General features: G+C 56.5%; 15 protein-coding genes. 10 read left to right on the top strand and 5 right to left on the bottom strand.

The window, feature by feature from the left end; genetic code table 11:
* From VNZ60_RS22210 to VNZ60_RS22200, 3 genes are read right to left on the bottom strand one after another with little or no spacing between them, the layout of a single operon-like run.
* Positions 1-795, bottom strand: coding sequence for a LytR/AlgR family response regulator transcription factor (locus VNZ60_RS22210; RefSeq protein WP_325663085.1), 795 nt, complete (start codon positions 793-795; stop codon positions 1-3).
* Positions 792-1,895: a sensor histidine kinase gene (locus tag VNZ60_RS22205; protein ID WP_325663083.1), complete on the bottom strand. Its 1,104-nt coding sequence runs from the start codon at positions 1,893-1,895 to the stop codon at positions 792-794. The genes VNZ60_RS22210 and VNZ60_RS22205 overlap by 4 nt, the downstream gene beginning before the upstream one ends.
* A 42-nt stretch (positions 1,896-1,937) precedes the next feature.
* The gene (locus VNZ60_RS22200) at positions 1,938-2,216 is read right to left on the bottom strand and encodes a 2TM domain-containing protein (RefSeq protein WP_325663081.1); all 279 of its coding nucleotides are present in this window, start codon (positions 2,214-2,216) and stop codon (positions 1,938-1,940) included.
* A gap of 297 nt (positions 2,217-2,513) precedes the next feature.
* On the opposite strand from VNZ60_RS22200, the gene ugpQ reads away from it, so the two are divergent.
* The 5 genes from ugpQ to VNZ60_RS22175 all read left to right on the top strand — a co-directional run bounded on the left by ugpQ (position 2,514) and on the right by VNZ60_RS22175 (position 9,006).
* Positions 2,514-3,290: a glycerophosphodiester phosphodiesterase gene (gene ugpQ / locus VNZ60_RS22195; RefSeq protein WP_325663079.1), complete on the top strand. Its 777-nt coding sequence runs from the start codon at positions 2,514-2,516 to the stop codon at positions 3,288-3,290.
* 197 nt (positions 3,291-3,487) lie between these two features.
* On the top strand, positions 3,488-3,706 hold the full coding sequence (locus VNZ60_RS22190; RefSeq protein WP_325663077.1) for a hypothetical protein: 219 nt from the start codon (positions 3,488-3,490) through the stop codon (positions 3,704-3,706).
* A 268-nt stretch (positions 3,707-3,974) separates the two neighbouring features.
* Complete coding sequence (alaS, locus tag VNZ60_RS22185) at positions 3,975-6,599, top strand: alanine--tRNA ligase (protein ID WP_325663075.1); 2,625 nt, start codon at positions 3,975-3,977, stop codon at positions 6,597-6,599.
* Positions 6,600-6,725: 126 nt separating this feature from the next.
* Positions 6,726-7,280, top strand: a complete 555-nt coding sequence (locus VNZ60_RS22180; protein WP_325663074.1) for an NUDIX domain-containing protein — start codon at positions 6,726-6,728, stop codon at positions 7,278-7,280.
* 136 nt (positions 7,281-7,416) lie between these two features.
* On the top strand, positions 7,417-9,006 hold the full coding sequence (locus VNZ60_RS22175; protein ID WP_325663072.1) for a rhomboid family intramembrane serine protease: 1,590 nt from the start codon (positions 7,417-7,419) through the stop codon (positions 9,004-9,006).
* On the opposite strand, the gene VNZ60_RS22170 is transcribed toward VNZ60_RS22175, so the two are convergent.
* Positions 9,007-10,356, bottom strand: coding sequence for a hypothetical protein (locus VNZ60_RS22170; RefSeq protein ID WP_325663071.1), 1,350 nt, complete (start codon positions 10,354-10,356; stop codon positions 9,007-9,009).
* Positions 10,357-10,619: 263 nt separating this feature from the next.
* Here VNZ60_RS22170 and VNZ60_RS22165 point away from each other — a divergent pair, with 263 nt between their 5' ends.
* The 4 genes from VNZ60_RS22165 to VNZ60_RS22150 all read left to right on the top strand — a co-directional run bounded on the left by VNZ60_RS22165 (position 10,620) and on the right by VNZ60_RS22150 (position 14,958).
* Positions 10,620-10,847, top strand: a complete 228-nt coding sequence (locus tag VNZ60_RS22165; RefSeq protein ID WP_325663069.1) for a sulfurtransferase TusA family protein — start codon at positions 10,620-10,622, stop codon at positions 10,845-10,847.
* 372 nt (positions 10,848-11,219) lie between these two features.
* Positions 11,220-11,972, top strand: a complete 753-nt coding sequence (locus VNZ60_RS22160; protein WP_325663067.1) for an electron transfer flavoprotein subunit beta/FixA family protein — start codon at positions 11,220-11,222, stop codon at positions 11,970-11,972.
* Between the two features lie 114 nt (positions 11,973-12,086).
* A complete protein-coding gene (locus VNZ60_RS22155; RefSeq protein ID WP_325663065.1) occupies positions 12,087-13,016 on the top strand; it encodes an electron transfer flavoprotein subunit alpha/FixB family protein in 930 nt (309 codons plus the stop codon).
* Between the two features lie 151 nt (positions 13,017-13,167).
* Positions 13,168-14,958 carry an acyl-CoA dehydrogenase gene (locus VNZ60_RS22150; RefSeq protein ID WP_325663063.1) on the top strand — a complete coding sequence of 597 codons (1,791 nt, stop codon included), beginning with the start codon at positions 13,168-13,170 and terminating at the stop codon, positions 14,956-14,958.
* Positions 14,959-15,032: 74 nt separating this feature from the next.
* Here the strand turns inward: VNZ60_RS22150 and VNZ60_RS22145 are convergent, their stop codons facing one another.
* Positions 15,033-15,488: an NINE protein gene (locus VNZ60_RS22145; protein WP_325663061.1), complete on the bottom strand. Its 456-nt coding sequence runs from the start codon at positions 15,486-15,488 to the stop codon at positions 15,033-15,035.
* Between the two features lie 241 nt (positions 15,489-15,729).
* Here VNZ60_RS22145 and VNZ60_RS22140 point away from each other — a divergent pair.
* Positions 15,730-15,901 (top strand): small ribosomal subunit protein bS16 (locus VNZ60_RS22140; protein ID WP_325663373.1); only part of this gene is annotated, 172 nt, incomplete at its 3' end.

The following is a 15,901-nucleotide window of genomic DNA, read 5'->3' as shown; positions in this document are numbered from 1 at the left end:
TCACATCTGCCGGAACAGATGGGCAAACACGCGGCTCACCGTCAGCGCCTCGTCGCGGCCGCGCAGCTTGAGCGACAGTTTGCCGCTTTCGTCGCGTATCGCCATCTGTATGCATTGGTGATTGACGACGGTGCCGCGGTGCACCTGCCAGAACTGGCGGCTGTCGAGTTGCGGCAGCAGATCCTTGAGGCTGGTGCGGATCAGCGATTCACTGTCGGCGGTAACGACATTGATGTATTTGTCGCTGGCTTCGAAATAGATCACATCGCCGATCGGGATCATGCGGATCTGGTTGCCGACGGCTGCGCGGATCATGGTCAGCGGCTCGGCGCCGGCCTTGGGCTGCATATTGTGCAATTGGCCGATCAGACGATCCAGTGCTGCGTTGCTATCGCCGTTTTGCTGCAGGCGCTGCTGTAAGCGGGCGATGGTCTTGCCCAGGCGGGCGTCGCTGATCGGTTTCAGCACGTAATCGGCGGCGGCGTGCTCGAAGGCGCTGATCGCATATTCGTCATAGGCGGTGACAAACACGATCAACGGAAAGGCCTCATTCTCCGGCCATTCCTCAGCCAGTTCCTGGGCTGCTTCAAGGCCGCTTTTGCCGGGCATCTTGATATCCAGGAACAGGATGTCGGGGCGTTGCCGTAGGGTTTGCTCGACCACCGCCTGGCCGTTATCGACGCTGGCGACGATCTGCAACTCCGGCCACAGGCGCTGCAAAGCCTGCAGCAGCGCGGCCGCCAGGATCGGTTCGTCTTCGGCAATCAGGGCGCGCAAATGGGATGGTGTAGTCATGGCAGGATCGGCAGTTGGAGTTGGGCGATGACGCCGTGCGGCAGCTTCGGCTTCAGAGTCAGGCTGGCCTGGGGCCCGTATAGCGCCTGCAGGCGTTCGTGGATATTGCTGAGACCGATGTGGCCGAGGTTGCCGGCATGGCTGGCCGCTTGCGGCAACGCTTCAGCCGCCAGGCCGAGGCCGGTGTCGCTGACGTCGAGCAGCAGCAGCTGGCCTTGGCGGCGGGCCGCGACTTCGACCCGGCCGCCTTCGATCTTGGGTTCCAAACCATGCTTGATGGCGTTTTCCACTAAAGGCTGCAGCAGCATCGGCGCAATCACGGTGTCGCGCAGCGCAGCCGGCAACTGCAGATCAAAGCTGAGACGGCTGCCCATGCGCAGCGACATCAGTTCCAGGTAGGCCTCCATCAGGCCGAATTCCTGGGCCAGCGTGGTTTGCTCGATACGCGATGAAGACAAGGAAGCGCGCAGGAAGTGGATCAGCTGGTCCAGCATCTGCTGCGCTCGCGGCGCATCAAGCGTTATCAGGCTTTGCAGTGTCGCCAGCGTATTGAACAGCATATGCGGTTCGATCTGCGCTTGCAGCATCTGCAACTGCGCCTGCAGAGCCTGTTTCTCGACAGCCACAGTGCGCGCTCTTTCGATGGCTGCCTGATTGCGCAATTCGGCCAGCGTGCTGAGGTTCCAGAAGAACAGGGTGGCGCCGACGCAGACCGAGACGGTCAGGATAATCAAGCCGAGGCCGCTTAGGTTCATATACATGGAAAAATTATCTGTTGGCAGCCCGAGCAGCCAGCTGGCCAGCCGGATGCCGAGGAATTGGGCGATGCCTGCCGCCAGCAGTATGAATGCGAGAAAATGCACTTTGCGTGGCGTGGTGTTGCGCCAGAACAGATAGCGGCCGCCCTCGATGAGCACCATCGCCAGCATGCCGATGCACAGCGAAAACACCAGGTTCGGCAAGAACCGGTCGCTGATGCGCATTACGTAAGTGACGATCAGGGCGCAGATAATATCGATGCCAAGGTTGAGATACAGGCTGCGCAGCAGGCGCCGCGCCAATGGCTCGGTGGTTTGTGGTGATGCGGTGGCTGGTTTCATGCGCGAGGGGTGTGCTTAGAGAGAAAGCTTTGGAGGGTGTGCTTATTTTTGTCGGGTTTGTTTGTCTAATTCTCGTTCTATCAAGCGCCGTTTCCATTGCGCGCCAGGGGCGTTGAGGAACACCGCCAAGGCGTGGAATAGTAACCCGATTCCCCAGCCCAGGAGCGGCCCTAGCGCCCACGGCCGCTCCGGATTATGCAAGAAATTCAGCAGCACCAGGCCGCTGTTGACAATCACATATGCCGCCAGGTGCACGAAAAAGCCGATTTTCCTTTCAACCTGGCGTTTTGCGTCCTGATAGCTTGGGTTGGTGTCGTTCATTGCAGTCCTCCGTGGTGTGGGAATGAGGTGATTGTGGCTAGAGCTGCCGCCGAAAAAAAGCGGAATGCGACGAAACCGGGATCGCATGGCGTGAATCGCGGCCAGCGGTCGCCGATGGTAGTGGAAGGTAGTAGAGGGGTGACGATTGCCAAATCAGTCAAATCCATTAAGATTGGCGCTAACGGCAAGCAAAGACTGTGGCTTTGTTTTCAAAACATTCCTGTCGTTCCTGCTTATTTCTTTATTTCTTTATTTCTTTATTTATTTCTTTATTTATTCGATGGAAAGAGAAGATTCATGTGGCCCTATCCCAAAATAGTCGCGCATCGCGGTGGCGGTACGCTGGCGCCGGAAAATACGCTGGCTGCGCTGCGTTGCGGCCTGGAGCATGGATACCGGGCGGTTGAGTTCGATGTCATGCTGGCGCGCGACGGTGTGCCGATCCTGATGCATGACGCGGTATTCGGCCGTACCGTGCGTGGCGTCGGCAAGGTTGCCGATTTCACCGCGGATGAATTGACCGCAATGGATGCGGGAAGCTGGTTAGGACCGCAGTTTGCCGGCGAGCCGATATGTACTTATCGGCAGGCGCTAGCTTTTTGCCGGCAGCACGCTATCTGGATGAACGTCGAAATCAAGCCGGCCGAAGGATTTGAAGTGGAGACCGGGCGCGTCGTCGCCCAGGTCACAGAGGAAATTTTTGCGGATGAGGTGGCGGCTCACGTAGCCAGCGGACGCGGCACCTGGGCCGATCCGGCATTGCCTCTGTTTTCGTCCTTTTCGTTTGAAGCGCTGCGTGCGGCACAAGTCGCGGCGCCTGATATTCCGCGCGGATTTTTGACTGACGTTATCGAAGATGACTGGCAACAGCGCCTGCAAGAGCTGGATGCGGTTGCGCTGCACACCAACCACAAATATCTGTCGCCGATGCAGGCACAGGCAATCGGCCAGGCGGGCTACGGTTTGTTTTGCTATACGGTGAATACGCCGACGCGGGCCAGGGAGATACTCGGCTGGGGTGTGGATGGATTTTGCACTGACCGGATTGAGCTGATCGGCGCCGATTTTTCCTGATTTTTTCCGATCTGGGCAGCTGGAGCGAAGTCAAAACCGTCCGTAACGTCGTGTCAACCGAATCAACAAGCTGGCGTTAATAGAGTGCAGAACCGAGTTTCAGGCCATATCCATCGTGATCAGGCGAATGGTTGATCGTAATTTACTCGTAAAGCACCAAATTTGCTTGTGTTTACAATAACCGAAAGGAAGTCAAAATGAAGATCAATAAATTGCTGGCTGCCGTAGTTGTAGCTGCTTTCGCTTTGCCAGTCATGGCCCAAAACGCTCCTGCTCCCGCACCAGCACCTGCTCCTGCCGCTCCAATGGCAGCTCCAGCTCCTGATGCAGCAGCACCAGCGAAACCAATGCACAAAAAGCATCATCACAAGAAAAGCCACGCGATCAAAGCTACCCCAACCAATAAGGGCGCTTAAAAGCTCGCTCTAGAGCTGATACGAAGCTGAAATCAGGCTGAATTTCGCCGGAATGCAGGTTTCATATCATTCAAAGCCCGTCAGGAGCGATCCTGATGGGCTTTTTTCATCACGCCGCGGCGGAATGGCCGGGCTGGTATCACGTATAATCAAAGGTTTGCAAAAGGACATACATCCACCGTATTACGGATAGCTCCCGGATCCGCGTATGGTGTTGAGCCTGCCCCTTGCCTTTTTTCCTTGCACCGTTTCATTTTTGCCCAAGAACATGAACTCAGCCGAAATCCGCGAAAAGTTTCTCAAATTCTTTGAATCCAAAGGCCATACCATCGTGCGCTCGTCGAGCCTGGTGCCAGGCAACGATCCGACATTACTGTTTACCAACTCCGGTATGGTGCAGTTCAAGGATGTGTTCCTGGGTACCGAAAAGCGCAACTATGTGCGCGCTACCTCGGTCCAGCGCTGCCTGCGCGCCGGCGGCAAGCACAATGACCTGGAAAATGTGGGTTATACCGCGCGTCACCATACTTTTTTCGAAATGCTGGGCAACTGGTCGTTCGGCGACTATTTCAAGCACGATTCGCTGGTCTGGGCCTGGGAGCTGCTGACCAAGGTCTACGGCCTGCCGGCCGACAAATTGTGGGCCACGGTGTATGAAACCGACGATGAAGCCTACGATATCTGGCATAAGGTGATCGGCTTGCCGAAGGAACGCATCGTGCGTATCGGCGACAACAAGGGCGCGCCGTATGCGTCGGACAATTTCTGGCAGATGGCCGATACCGGCCCTTGCGGTCCTTGCTCCGAAATTTTCTACGATCACGGTCCCGATGTCTGGGGCGGCCCGCCAGGCAGCCCGGAGCAGGATGGCGACCGTTACATCGAAATCTGGAACAACGTGTTCATGCAATTCGATCGCCAGATAGATCCGAAGACCGGCGCGGCGACTCTGACACCGCTGCCGAAGCAGTGCGTCGATACCGGCATGGGCCTGGAGCGTCTGGCTGCGGTATTGCAGCATGTGCACAGCAATTATGAAATCGATTTGTTCCAGCGCCTGATCAAGGCTGCTGCACGCGAAACCAATATCACCGACCTCGAAAACAATTCGCTGAAAGTGATCGCCGATCACATTCGCGCCTGTTCTTTCCTGGTGGTCGACGGCGTGATTCCTGGCAATGAAGGGCGCGGTTATGTGTTGCGCCGGATTATCCGCCGTGCGCTGCGTCACGGCCACAAACTGGGCCAGACCAAGCCGTTCTTCTACAAGCTGGTGAAGGATCTGGTGCTGGAAATGGGCGCCGCCTATCCGGAACTGCCGGAAGCCGCAGAGCGCGTCGAACAGGTACTGAAGCAGGAAGAAGAACGTTTCGGCGAAACGCTGGAAAACGGCATGAAGATCCTGGAAACGGCACTGGCCAAGACGCCGAAAAAACTGGATGGCGAAACCGCGTTCACGCTGTATGACACTTTCGGTTTCCCACTCGATCTGACTGCGGATATCTGCCGCGAACGCGAAGTCGAGCTGGATGAAGCAGGTTTTGCCACAGCCATGGAACGGCAGAAATCGACCGCGCGCGCGGCCGGTAAATTCAAGATGGCCGCCGCCGTGGAATACAGCGGCGACAAAACCCGCTTTGTCGGCTACGACGCCCTGGCGCATGAGGCCAAGGTGCTGGCACTGTATGTGGATGGCAGCGCAGTACAAAAAATCGAAGCCGGCCAGGACGCGATCGTGGTGCTCGATACCACGCCGTTTTATGCCGAGTCGGGCGGCCAGGTTGGCGATTCCGGCGTGCTGGAAGCCGCAGGCGCTGTGTTTGTGGTGGCCGACACCCAGAAAATCCAGGCCGAGGTGTTCGGTCATCACGGCAATCTGAGCAGCGGTTCGCTGGCAGTCGGCGATCAGCTGAGCGCCAAAGTGGATACCGCGGTGCGCGCGCGCACCGTGCGCAATCACTCGGCCACGCACTTGATGCACAAGGCATTGCGTGAAGTATTGGGTGGCCACGTCGCGCAAAAAGGTTCTTTGGTGGACGCCGACAAGACCCGTTTCGATTTCAGCCACAATGCGCCGGTCAGCGCCGATGAAATTCGTCGCATCGAGGAAATCGTCAATCGTGAAATCCTGGCCAATGTGGCTACCGAAGCCAGGCTGATGTCGTTCGACGATGCGGTAGGCGCCGGCGCCATGGCCTTGTTCGGTGAAAAGTATGGCGACGAAGTGCGGGTGCTGTCTATCGGCACGTCGCGCGAATTGTGCGGTGGCACCCACGTCAGCCGCACCGGCGATATCGGCTTGTTCAAGATCGTCGCTGAAGGCGGCGTTGCCGCCGGCATCCGTCGTATCGAAGCGGTGACCGGCGAAGCCGGGCTGGCGCTGGTGCAGAACCTGAGCAATCGCGTCAATGAAGCTGCGGCGGCATTGAAAGCGCAACCGGAAGAACTGACCCAGCGTATCGCGCAGGTGCAGGAACACGTCAAGGCGCTGGAAAAGGAATTGAACAGTTTGAAGTCGAAACTGGCGGCGAACCAGGGCGACGAGCTGGTCACCCAGGCTGTCGACGTCAAGGGCATCAAGGTATTGGCGGCGACGCTGGAAGGCGCCGATAGCGCAACCTTGCGCGAAACCATGGATAAGCTGAAAGATAAGCTGAAGACTGCCGCGATTGTCCTGGCTGCGGTGAAGGATGGCAAAGTGAGCCTGATCGCAGGCGTTACCGCTGATGCTACCGCCAAGGTCAAGGCCGGTGAGCTGGTCAACTTTGTGGCTCAGCAAGTGGGCGGTAAAGGCGGCGGTCGTCCCGATATGGCGCAAGCCGGCGGCACCGACGCCAGCGGTTTGGCGGCGGCACTGCAAGGCGTCGCTGCGTGGGTTGGCGAACGCGCGTAAAAAACTTGTTACTGAAAACCTGCCACTGCGATAGTGGCCGGCCAAAGCGGGAAGCATCAAATCGCAGTAGTATCGCGGATTGATTCTTCCCGCTTTTTTATTCTGACCACACACATCAACTCTGATATGAGCGAATTCAAATTCTGCCCGGTTTGTGCCGCATCCTTGATCCAGCGTGCCGATGAAGGCGAGACTGGAAAGTTGCGCCTGGCGTGTCCCGAAGGGCACTGGACGCATTGGGATAACCCCTTGCCGGTGCTGGCGGCGGTGGTTGAGATCGACGGCAAGATCCTGCTGGCGCGCAATGCGGCATGGGAAGAGGGCATGTTCGCTTTGATCACCGGTTTCATGGAGCGTGATGAAACGCCGGAGCAGGGCGTCGCCCGTGAGCTCAAGGAAGAAACCAATCTGGATGCCGAGCAGATCACGCTGATCGGCGTCTATGAATTCATGCGCAAGAACGAGCTCATCATCGCCTATCACGTCAAGGCGTCCGGCCTGATTCAACTGTCGCCGGAACTGCTGGAGTATCGCCTGCTGGAGCCGGCCGCGTTACGCCCCTGGCGCGCCGGTACCGGCCATGCCGTCGCCGACTGGATGCGGGCGCAAGGACTGGCGGTTGAATATATCGACCGGCCCTTGTTGCCGAAGGCGCAGCCTGAACTTGCTTTGAAAACCTGAAATTGTGCGGCGGCTACGGCAGAAGAAAATCAATGCGTAAAAAATAGTGCTGCAAATAACGCTACAAATAACGCTGCCATACGGCAATCACTGGGTAGAATTGCGATATTGCAATTTTTCCTGCTCTTGAGCCGCCATGTTGATTATTCCGGTAGACCGTAAGCCAGACTGGAAGCGCCCACCGCTAGTCACCATTTTTCTGGTGCTGGTCAACTTGCTGATTTACTTCGGCATTCAATGGCATGAGCGCAGCCAGATGGAGCCTGCTGCTCACTACTATCTGGTCGAGTCGCGCTTACCCGAATTCGAATTTCCTGCCTATGCGCGTTATCTGGAAAGCGATAACAAGCCGGAGGCCGCCACCGCCATGCGCCGAGCCCTGGAGCGTTGGCGACGCTTGCGGGCACGGGCCGATCTGGCTGCCGCACGGGACGGCAGCACCGCTTCGTTGAAAAACTATCAGCAGCTTATCGAGAGCTGGTATGTGCTGGATGCGGATCTCCGTTTTGGCGCCCTGATGCAGCAAGCGAAGCCGGCTGTGCTGGGCGCCATCGCTGACGACGATCTGGCGGAATGGAAAGAGCAGCGCGAGCACTATGTGCAGACGCGCAAGCGCAGTTTTACCGAGCGCTATTCATTGATTCCGGCGCAAGCATCCGAGCGCCCGGTTACGCTGCTTACACATATGTTTTTGCACGCCAGCGTCGAGCATGTGCTGGGCAATATGGTGTTTCTGGCGATGGTCGGCTATGCGGTGGAAATCCTGCTGGGCGGCGGCTGGTATCTGCTTTTTTATCTTTTGTCGGGTTTGCTGTCGGCGGCGTTTTATCTGGTGTTCCGCGGCGATAGCATGATCATGTCGCTGGGCGCATCGGGCGCCATTTCCGGCGTCATGGGGATATACACCGTGCTGTACGGTTTGCGCAAGATACGTTTCTTTTATTGGTTCTTGTTTTACTTCGATTTCGTCAAGGCGCCGGCCTTGATCATGTTGCCGATCTGGGTCGGCAAGGAAGCATTCGATCTGTGGTTTGGCGCGCCCTCGAATACCAATTATTACGCCCATATCGGCGGCTTGCTGGGCGGCGCATTGCTGGCCTTGCTCTATCGCTTGCTGGCGCGGCGCAAGCTGGAGCAGGCGCATGCCAGTTATATCGCCCCGGCCGACGACGATGAGCGCTTGCGCAGTCTCCAGCAGAGTGCGTATGCTGCCCTGGGCAGACTAGACTTTGAGCGCGCCCGGCGCGATTTCGGCCACCTGGTAAGCAAGACCCTGGCGCAGCAAGGGACGCCGCAGCCAGACTGGTTGTTGCAATTGTTCACTCTGTCGAAACAAGCGCCGGCTGGGGCCGCTTTCCACAAGACTGCAGCGATGCTGCTGCGTTTGCCGAAAGGCAGCCTGGCCGAAGATAAAATTCATCAGGTCTACCTGGACTACGTGGCGCGAGCCGAGCCGCGGCCACAGCTGAGCAGCGAGCAATCGCTGGCTGTCGCCAAGCGCTTCGCATTGAACGGCCAGCCGCAAACCGCGGCAGCCATCCTGCAGATATTAATGGTGACTGCGCGCCAGCATCAGCAATTGCCGCAGCTGGTGCAGTTCGTCGCCAGGGGATTCATGGCGGCGGGCTTGCACGACAAGGCGCGGCATTACCAGCAATTGTTGCTGCAGCAGTTTCCCTTGAGTGAAGAAAGCCGGATCGCAACCAGCCCCGGCAATCGCTATTGATCAGCTTTGCCCGGCACTCTGCGTCAAGCCTTCGATTACATTCTTGTATCGCTGTGCTTCGCTGGCCGCCGGGTTGGCCGGCCACTGGGCTATCACGTGATTGAACAGCGATAAGGCGCGGGCATCCTGGCGCAGATGATCTGACAGCAGCTTGCCAGCCAGGACCAGCACTGCCGGCACATCCTTATGGCGTGCGGCGCGCTTGTGGAAGCCCGATACGATTTCCAGTGCAATCTGATATTCGCGCACCGCAGCAGCGGCTGCTGCAATTTCCAATACATGATCCGGATTGTCGATCTTGAACTCAGGGTCGAGCTGGCGTGCCTGGCGCCAGGCATCGCCGATACGGCCGGCTTTGCCCGAGCGGGCCAGCGCAAACAGATGACGTGGCGCATATTCCAGCTGCTTGCTCTTCTCGCCCTTTAACATCAGCAGTTTGGCGTAATGGCCTGATAACTGCGGGTTGAATTGATCGTAACGCAGTTCTTCCCACACCATTTCGATGGCCAGGTTGATGTCGCCGTCGCGAATCAGCGCGCCGATTTGCTGCGCCAGGATTTCATCGTCGCTCAGAGGACGATTGGAGCGGCTGCCGGCGAGCGCATTTGTTTCAAAATTACGATCCGGGGCATAGCCGATCTCTTGATGGTACTGGTACATCGTATAGCCCATCAAATTGAAGCCAATCAGTGTGAAATAGGCGAAAGCGAAAATGCTCAAGCCGATCAACAGGGTTATCGACACTTTTCCTAGAAAAAGCGCGATGGTAATCGGCGCGCACTGGCTCAGTATGAAGCCGAACACCCATAGCGCCAGATAAGGCCAGCCGCAAGCCTTGATCATCTTGGACACGTTGAATGGATTGATGGCGTCGGTAAAGCTGTGGGTATGCCCCAGCACCATGATGCTGGCGGGCAGCATCAGATTGGCAACGGCGCTTCCCAATAGTCCGAGGAAGGGGTGGAGTGCGGCCATGACGACGATAAAAATGCCTTGGACCAGCATCACAAAGTTGAGCTTGTAGGGCGTCATCTTGTGCATGTCGTCCGGCTCGTCGAAATCGGCATAACGCAAATTGCCGAGCGAGGTTTGCTCCAGAATCCGGAATGCCTGGCGCATCAGGTCGATGGAAAACCCCAGGCCGACCAGTACCGCGATGATGAGAATGATCGGTGAGAAGCCATCGTCTTCACCGCTCCTGCCCAATAGCCATAAACCGCTGCCGGCCAGGGCATACACCACCGGGCGCCAGATCAACTGCTGCTGCATCGGATACAGGAAAAATTGAGGTAAGCGCTGCCAGAACGGAGTAATGTTGTTGTAAGGATTTTCGCTAAAACTATCCCGCATGCTGGTTCCTTAGAATGGTTCACCAGGCGTTGCTGGGGAGCGGCATCATCCCTGGTGTGTCTCCGCTACATTTAGTTACTTTGTGGCATGAATGTTAGCATGTGAATTGAATAAAAATTGCATTAAAGACATATTTGTTTGCGGGGCAGCTGTTGTAAAAATGATGGAAGGTTTGTTGCGATGCGTCAAACGGGCCTGCGTTTGGAGTAGAATCATCAAATAGCAGCAAATGTTAAAAATTTTCACATTACGACGAAGTGGTTATGAACTTTAATAAAGAACTCGACGCGCGCGGCCTGCATTGCCCACTGCCGATTTTGAAAACCAAGAAGGCGTTGGCAGACATGCTGAGTGGTGAAGTACTCCGTGTGTTGGCGACTGATTCTGGTTCGGTACGTGATTTTCAGGCGTTCGCGAAACAGACCGGTAATGATTTGCTGGAGCAGAGCGAAGAAAACAGAGAGTTTATTTTCTTCATGAAGCGCAAGTAAGAAAAATGCTGAGCGCCGTTCTGCTGTAAGTCTTTGCCCATCAATATATGCTGCAACCAGCGTCCTGCTGGTCGTGCCATGCCTGGTTTTTACCCTTTTTGTCCCCTTTTTTGCCGCCTTTTACTGGCCGGCGCACCACATCCCCCAATCCATAAATCACCATGAGCCCGTCTCGTTTCACAAGAGACTGGCGCGATTAGTCGATTTGCTCTAAGATTTAATAGAACGATCGTGCTAAATTTCAGCGTCGGATCGAATTCTCTCTTATAATTCCCAAGTGGGATTTACGTTAACGTCAATTTGCGCCTATTCGCTCCGATTCGCGCCAATCCGCGTCAGTTCAGATTTTTTATTTCAATAAAAGGCATAACGATGAAAGTATTAGTACCAGTCAAGCGTGTCGTCGACTACAACGTCAAGGTGCGGGTCAAGTCAGATGGCAGCGGCGTAGATATTGCTAACGTCAAAATGTCGATGAATCCGTTTGACGAAATCGCGGTGGAAGAAGCCACGCGCCTGAAAGAAGGCGGCAAAGTGACTGAGGTGATCGCGATTTCCTGCGGCGTTACGCAATGTCAGGAAACCTTGCGCACGGCGATGGCGATTGGCGCCGACCGCGGCATCCTGGTCGATACTGCCGACACCGATCTGCAACCGCTGGCGGTGGCCAAGCTGTTGAAAGCAGTGGCTGACAAAGAACAGCCGCAGCTGATCATCCTCGGCAAGCAAGCGATCGACGACGATTGCAATCAGACCGGTCAGATGCTGGCCGCGCTGCTGGGCTGGCCGCAAGCCACTTTTGCATCCAAGGTGGTACTGGAAGAGGGCAAGGTCGTGGTCACGCGTGAAGTCGACGGCGGCCTGGAAACCATCGCCCTGACACTGCCAGCCATCATCACCACCGATTTGCGCCTGAATGAGCCGCGTTATGTGACGCTGCCCAACATCATGAAAGCCAAGAAGAAAACGCTAGACGTATTCAAGCCGGCCGATCTGGGTGTGGATGTCGCACCGCGCCTGAAGACGCTGAAAGTGGTGGAGCCAGCCAAGCGTAGCGCCGGTATCAAGGTGCCTGACGTGGCAACCCTGGTCGCCAAGCTGAAGAACGAAGCCAAAGTCCTGTAAGCGAACGCCGACTTTAGCTTACTGAACCACAACCTATTCAAGAACCACGTGCAGCGCTGCCGCACCGACATCATCTAGATGATGCAGGCGAGCGTACACAACACAGGAGCCAACATGACAGCCTTAGTCATTGCTGAACACGATAATGCCTCATTAAAAGGCAGTACCCTCAATACCGTCACCGCCGCCAGCCAATGCGGCGGCGAAGTCCACGTTCTGGTCGCCGGCAGTAACTGCGGCGCAGCCGCTCAAGCCGCAGCGCAACTGGCTGGCGTGAGCAAAGTATTGGTGGCGGATGCAGCCTATTTTGCCGATGGCCTGGCTGAAAACGTTGCCGAGCAGGTGCTGGCTCTGGCTGCTGCCTACAGCCATATCCTGGCGCCGGCTACCGCCTACGGTAAAAACATCTTGCCGCGTGTAGCGGCCAAACTGGATGTCGGCCAGATTTCCGAAATCACCAAGGTCGACAGCCCGGACACATTCGAACGCCCGATCTATGCCGGTAACGCCATCGCAACAGTGCAATCGAGCGACGCTACCAAAGTCATCACCGTCCGCACCACCGGGTTTGACGCTGCAGCAGGCGGTGGTTCTGCTGCCGTGGAAAATATCGCAGCAGCGGCTGACTTCGGCAAATCCGCATTCGTCTCGCGCGAACTGGCCAAGTCGGATCGCCCTGAACTGACGGCTGCCAAGATCATCGTATCCGGCGGCCGCGGCCTGGGCTCCGCTGAAAACTTCAAGATCCTGGAGCCGTTGGCTGACAAGCTGGGCGCTGCAATGGGCGCTTCGCGCGCTGCGGTCGACGCCGGCTTTGTGCCCAATGACTGGCAAGTCGGACAGACCGGCAAGATCGTCGCGCCGCAGCTGTATATCGCGGTCGGCATTTCCGGTGCGATCCAGCATCTGGCCGGGATGAAAGATTCCAAGGTCATCGTCGCCATCAACAAAGATGAAGAAGCGCCGATTTTCTCGGTGGCGGATTACGGCATTGTCGGCGACTTGTTCGAGATCGTGCCGCAATTGGTGGCCGCACTGGGCTAAGTCACTGGCGTTTAGCTGACGTTTAGCTGACGATTAGTTTAACCAGGCGTTGCTAACAACGCCTGGTTAAAAATAGAAAGCATACGGGTGGTATCGCGGGTACTGGCAATGTCAGGCCAAGTGGTGCCGCCCGAATTTTTAGGAGTAGCTCATGAGTTATGTCGCCCCGTTGAAAGACATGCTGTTCGTGCTCAACGAACTGGCTGGTCTGGAGCAGGTCAGCACACTGCCTGGTTGCGAAGATGCGACGCCGGAAACCGTGGAAGCAGTGTTGCAAGAGAACGCCAAATTCTGTAGCGAAGTTGTCGCACCCTTAAACCGTAGCGGCGATCAGGAGCCTAGTTATTGGCATGACGGCGAAGTCACTACCAGCAAAGGTTTTAAGGAAGCATTCAAGGCATTTGCGGAAGCAGGCTGGCAAGGCGTGCAGCATCCGGTCGAATTTGGCGGCCAGGGTTTGCCCAAGCTGGTAGCGACCCCGTGCATAGAGATGCTGAATGCAGCCAATCTTTCTTTCGCTTTGTGCCCGCTGTTGAGCGATGGCGCGATCGAAGCTTTGCTGACGGCCGGCAGCGATCAGCAAAAACAGATCTATCTGGAGAATCTGGTATCCGGCAAATGGACCGGCACCATGAACCTGACCGAACCGCAAGCCGGTTCCGACCTGGCGCTGGTGCGCACCCGTGCAGTGCCGCAAGGCGACGGCACTTACAAGATTTCCGGCACCAAGATTTTCATCACCTACGGTGAGCACGATATGGCTGAAAATATCGTGCATCTGGTGCTGGCGCGCACGCCGAATGCACCGGAAGGCGTGAAGGGAATTTCGCTGTTCATCGTGCCGAAATTCATGGTCAATGCGGACGGTTCGCCGGGCGCACGCAATGACGTTCATTGCGTCTCGCTGGAACACAAGCTCGGTATCAAAGCCAGCCCGACCGCGGTGCTGCAGTTCGGTGACCACGGCGGCGCTGTCGGCACCTTGGTGGGCGAGGAAAACCGTGGCCTTGAATATATGTTCATCATGATGAACGCTGCGCGCTTTGCGGTGGGCTTGCAAGGCATCAGCGTCGCCGAGCGCGCTTATCAAAAAGCGCTGGCCTACGCCAAAGACCGGGTGCAATCGCGCGATCTGGCGGGTTCTGCCGGTGCAGTGACGATTATCCACCAACCCGATGTGCGCCGCATGCTGATGAGCATGCGCTCGCAGACCGAAGCGGCGCGCGCGCTGGCGTATGTCACCGCGGCGGCTCACGATGCGGCCCATCATCATGGCGACGAGGCTACCCGCAAAGCCAATCAGGCGTTCTATGAATACATGGTGCCGATTGTCAAAGGCTGGTCGACCGAGATCTCGATTGATGTAGCGTCAACCGGTGTGCAGATTCACGGCGGCATGGGCTTCATCGAAGAAACCGGCGCTGCGCAGTTCTATCGCGATGCGCGGATTCTGACGATTTATGAGGGTACTACGGCAATCCAGGCCAACGACTTGATCGGTCGCAAGACTGTGCGTGATGGCGGCGCTGTCGCCAAGGGCATCATCGCTCAAGTGCGTGCTACGCAAGCGGAGCTGGCGAGCAGCGGTGCGGCTGATCTGGTTGCCATCGGCAAGCAGCTGGCCAGCGGCGCTGATGCGTTGGAGCAGGTTGTCAGCTATGTGGTCGGCAATCTGAAAAGCGATATCAAGGGCGTGTTTGCCGGTAGCGTGCCGTATCTGAAGCTGGCTGGTATTGTGCTGGGCGGCTGGCAGCTTGGGCGTGCAGCGCTGATTGCAACGCAAAAATTGCAGTCGGCTACGGGCGATAGTAATTTTTATCAGGCCAAGATTGGTACGGCGCGTTTCTTTGCCGAACACATACTGTCCCAGGCCGACGCTTATCGCATCTCGATTGTCGAAGGCAGCAGCGGGGTGATGGCGTTGACGGAAGATCAGTTCTGATATTTTTGCCGATGTAAAAAAAAAGCAGCCCAGGCTGCTTTTTTTATTGGTGCTGGTGCATCGGGTTTTCAGGCTCAACCGTAGGCGCCGCCGGTGAACAGCAGGTCGAATGTGCGGGCAATGCTGCCAATCAAGGCAATCGCACCGACGCCCAGGGTCAATACCACCAGCAAGACGACAAACCAGCCGGAGTCGGATTGGCGGCCGGAGCCTGCGTTGTATTTTTCATCCCATTTTTCATCTGGGGTCAATCCGATCACCAGCGATTCTATACAGGCAATCAGGCCCGAGACGATCAGCGCTCCAAACAGGAAGGCCACTTGCTGATCTTGTCTCCAAAGAAAGTAAGCCAGCAAACAGGCTGGCAGGGTGGCAAGATGCAGCCAGCCCCAGACGTCTTTAATTCCCTTGAGATAGAAGCGGTGTAAGCCAATGCTGCCGAATACGGTAGCCACGAAGGTGGCGAGTGTCTTGTTCTTGTGGGATTGGGTCATGTGCAGGGTGGGTGGATGAATTGTCGTCTGAAACATGCAAAAAAGCAGGCAATCCTTGCATCAGTCGGGAATATTGCTAATATACTAGCTTGGCTATCGCTACTGATGTTTCCGAACCGCACCATGTGCGTCGGAAAGCGAATTGAGGGCGTAGTGTACAGCCTGCCTCAATAGAATGTCACTTGATAGTCAGGCCCGCTTGCTGCCTGAGCAGATACGGCAGCAAAGCGTTTTTAGAGCCCAGCAAATACCTGTTTGACGTAGTGAAACCACACCCATGGCCTGCTTTGGTTGCGGGGGTGGCTCACTTTGCGTTATAATTTGCGGCTTTTTCCGTGTTCGAACACTTTTTGGAAACATTATGGTCGTTATTCGTTTATCCCGTGGTGGCGCAAAGAAGCGTCCTTTTTACAACATCGTAGCTACTGATTCGCGCAATCGCCGTGACG

This window comes from Collimonas sp., assembly GCF_035566375.1.
Lineage (GTDB): Bacteria > Pseudomonadota > Gammaproteobacteria > Burkholderiales > Burkholderiaceae_D > Collimonas.
This window is presented reverse-complemented; position numbering and strand designations above follow the sequence as displayed.

Excerpts from the sequence above, each read along its gene's own strand:
- VNZ60_RS22210 (WP_325663085.1), bottom strand. The coding sequence starts at position 795 with ATGACTACACCATCCCATTTGCGCGCCCTGATTGCCGAAGACGAACCG.
- VNZ60_RS22205 (WP_325663083.1), bottom strand. The coding sequence starts at position 1,895 with ATGAAACCAGCCACCGCATCACCACAAACCACCGAGCCATTGGCGCGG.
- VNZ60_RS22200 (WP_325663081.1), bottom strand. The coding sequence starts at position 2,216 with ATGAACGACACCAACCCAAGCTATCAGGACGCAAAACGCCAGGTTGAA.
- ugpQ (WP_325663079.1), top strand. The coding sequence starts at position 2,514 with ATGTGGCCCTATCCCAAAATAGTCGCGCATCGCGGTGGCGGTACGCTG.
- VNZ60_RS22190 (WP_325663077.1), top strand. The coding sequence starts at position 3,488 with ATGAAGATCAATAAATTGCTGGCTGCCGTAGTTGTAGCTGCTTTCGCT.
- alaS (WP_325663075.1), top strand. The coding sequence starts at position 3,975 with ATGAACTCAGCCGAAATCCGCGAAAAGTTTCTCAAATTCTTTGAATCC.
- VNZ60_RS22180 (WP_325663074.1), top strand. The coding sequence starts at position 6,726 with ATGAGCGAATTCAAATTCTGCCCGGTTTGTGCCGCATCCTTGATCCAG.
- VNZ60_RS22175 (WP_325663072.1), top strand. The coding sequence starts at position 7,417 with ATGTTGATTATTCCGGTAGACCGTAAGCCAGACTGGAAGCGCCCACCG.
- VNZ60_RS22170 (WP_325663071.1), bottom strand. The coding sequence starts at position 10,356 with ATGCGGGATAGTTTTAGCGAAAATCCTTACAACAACATTACTCCGTTC.
- VNZ60_RS22165 (WP_325663069.1), top strand. The coding sequence starts at position 10,620 with ATGAACTTTAATAAAGAACTCGACGCGCGCGGCCTGCATTGCCCACTG.
- VNZ60_RS22160 (WP_325663067.1), top strand. The coding sequence starts at position 11,220 with ATGAAAGTATTAGTACCAGTCAAGCGTGTCGTCGACTACAACGTCAAG.
- VNZ60_RS22155 (WP_325663065.1), top strand. The coding sequence starts at position 12,087 with ATGACAGCCTTAGTCATTGCTGAACACGATAATGCCTCATTAAAAGGC.
- VNZ60_RS22150 (WP_325663063.1), top strand. The coding sequence starts at position 13,168 with ATGAGTTATGTCGCCCCGTTGAAAGACATGCTGTTCGTGCTCAACGAA.
- VNZ60_RS22145 (WP_325663061.1), bottom strand. The coding sequence starts at position 15,488 with ATGTTTCAGACGACAATTCATCCACCCACCCTGCACATGACCCAATCC.